Annotated in this window: 2 protein-coding genes and 1 pseudogene; 1 reads left to right on the top strand and 2 read right to left on the bottom strand. The window is 66.5% G+C overall.

Annotation, left to right across the window (positions count from 1 at the left end; all coding sequences use genetic code 11):
* Positions 1-624 precede the first annotated feature (624 nt).
* Positions 625-981 (top strand): hypothetical protein, encoded by a 357-nt coding sequence (locus ACFWI9_RS15085; protein ID WP_387162052.1) that lies wholly within the window; start codon positions 625-627, stop codon positions 979-981.
* Here ACFWI9_RS15085 and ACFWI9_RS15080 read toward each other — a convergent pair.
* Together ACFWI9_RS15080 and ACFWI9_RS15075 are read right to left on the bottom strand one after the other, a co-directional pair.
* Positions 971-1,791 (bottom strand): IS5 family transposase gene (locus tag ACFWI9_RS15080; RefSeq protein WP_387162051.1). Its coding sequence is split into 2 segments (ribosomal slippage): positions 971-1,434 and positions 1,434-1,791, totalling 822 coding nucleotides; the frame shifts between segments, so codons are not numbered across the junction. The two genes, ACFWI9_RS15085 and ACFWI9_RS15080, sit on opposite strands and share 11 nt — an antisense overlap.
* A gap of 95 nt (positions 1,792-1,886) precedes the next feature.
* Positions 1,887-2,330, bottom strand: a pseudogene (locus ACFWI9_RS15075) (hypothetical protein); the annotation flags it as partial.

Below are 2,330 nucleotides of genomic sequence, written 5' to 3'. Positions count from 1 at the left end.
CTTACACACTTGAAGGGGGTGTTTTTTTCGCCCCCCCACCCCGCGCTTGGGGTTGGGGTATGCGGGGCCTGGGTCCAACCGGCCCGCGCGTACACATCGCCACCGACGTCCAACCCCGCCTCTTCCACGTCGCCTCACACCACCCCAAGCCGTAGAGGGAGCCGAAGGTGTGCCGCCTGCCGGAGAAGGCCGTCGCGCCGATCAGCCAGCCGAACGGCACGAGCACGCACAGTCGGAGGTGACCGATGCGGTCACTGCCTCGGGTGTTCCTGCGGCCCGCGGCGTTGCGTCTTGCGGCATCGCGAGCACCGTCGGCGCCATGGTCCGTGCCGGATGATGCCGGCCCATCGGGCGATGTGCCGGAGATCAACTTCTCGTCCGTCACGCAAACGGCCCCGGACGAGACGTCCGAGGCCGAACGGAAGCCCTGCCTGGGGATAGCAGGGTCAGAGCGGTAATGCGTGGAGCCCCCTGTCGGGTTCGAACCGACGACCCCCGCTTTACAAGTTCGCGCGGAAGGGCCTTGGGAAGCACCTGACCGCCTAAGACGTCGTTTCCTTTGGCTGAGGGCTGTGCCGGTGACCGGGCAGGTAGGTGTCAGTGCGGTGTGAGAATCTCCGGGGCATGAGTTACGACCTGGCTGTCTGGGAAGGCGAGCGGCCGACGGACGACAAGGCCGCCGCCCGGGTCTTCAACGACCTGTACGACCGCTACATCGACGGCGAGGTTGAAGAGCCTCCGTCCGAACGCATAGCGGCATACGTCGCCGCGCTGCTTGAGCGGTGGTGCGACCTCACCGAGGACGAGGAGGACACCTCACCGTGGTCGACTGGGCCGTTGATCGGCGAAGCCAGCGGCCCGCTGATCTACTTCCCCATGCGGTGGAGCATGGCCGAGGAGGCGTCGGCCTACGCGGCAGCCGTGGCGGAGTCCATGGGGCTGGTCTGCTTCGACGTCCAGCAGAACCGGCTCAGGCCGTGAGCAGGGACGCCAGCCGGCGGTAGCCGATGAGAGCTGCGGCTATGCCGACGAAGGCAAGGAAGTGCTCAGCCTTGCGTTCATAGCGGCGGTGGAGGCGTCGGCAACCGGCCAGCCAGGACACGGTTCTCTCGACCACCCAGCGGTGCCGGCCCAACCGCTGTGAGGACTCGACGCCCTTGCGTGCGATGCGGTGCCGGGTGCCCCGCCAGCGGAGCCATCGGCGCAGGTGGTCGTAGTCGTAACCCTTGTCCGCGTGCAGCTTGCCCGGCCGTCGGCGCCGGGGCCCGCGGCGGGACCGGACGGGTGGAATGCCGCGCACGAGCGGCTCCAGGCCCTGGCTGTCGTGCAGGTTCGCGCCCGAGATGCCCAGGGACAGCGGCAGCCCGTTCCGATCGGTAATCAGGTGGATCTTCGATCCCAACTTGCCGCGGTCGGTCGGATTCGGTCCGGTCAACGGCCCCCTTTTGCCGCCCGCAGACTGACCGAGTCGATTGCGCACCGCGACCAGTCCAGCTCACCGCGGGCGCCGAGCTCGTCGAGGATCACGCGGTGGAGCGGGGCCCAGACCCGGTCCCGGCTCCACTGGGCGAAACGACGGTAGACCGTGGGCCAGGCTGGTCCGAACACTGGCGGCAGCTGGCGCCAGGTGCAGCCCGACGTCGCCACGAAGATGATGGCTGCCAGAGCCTCGCGGTCACCTGCCCGGCGTCGGCCACCGCCCTGCGGACGTATCACCTCAGTCGGCGACACCACCTGCCTGAACAGCACCCACAACTCGTCCGGCACCAGCCGCTCAACCAGATCCGTCATGCACGGCTCAACGAACGATCACGCCATAAGAAACGACGTCTAAGGCGCGACCGTTGACGGTCGCTCAACGCCGGGTCCGTCCGTTGTCGTTGATGTCATCTGGTGATGTCAGGTTGAAGGAACTTGCTGGCGGCCCGGATGATGTCGCTCTTGACGTGATCCAAGGAAATCGACCATTCCGTGCTCCAGTCAGAAGCGCAGATCGCGCCATCGACGATGCCCTGGAGCTGCTCGGGGTAGTTCAACTCCATGGCCACGCGCCACCAGATCAGATCGGCACCTTTTGCCGGGTCCAGTTTCCCCTCGACGATGAGAGCCGCCCACCACCGAGCCATCGCCCACAGTGCCTCATCACCGTCAGTTGGCAGTTCAGGGATCAGGCCGAGCTCTTCCAGTACCTGGTCGAACAGCTCGGGGGCTTCTGGCTCCTCGTGTCGCCCTAGGTGTACTGCCCAGGCAGGTTGGTCGAGTTTGTGCGACGACACGGTCTGAATCTGGCTGACGACGAAGGCCTCCGGTTGTGGAGTGGAGCTGTCTAG

The sequence above is a fragment of the Streptomyces sp. NPDC127084 genome (assembly GCF_042724175.1).
Classification (GTDB): domain Bacteria; phylum Actinomycetota; class Actinomycetes; order Streptomycetales; family Streptomycetaceae; genus Streptomyces.
This window is presented reverse-complemented; position numbering and strand designations above follow the sequence as displayed.

Coding starts and splice junctions, on each gene's coding strand:
- ACFWI9_RS15085 (WP_387162052.1), top strand. CDS start 625: ATGAGTTACGACCTGGCTGTCTGGGAAGGCGAGCGGCCGACGGACGAC.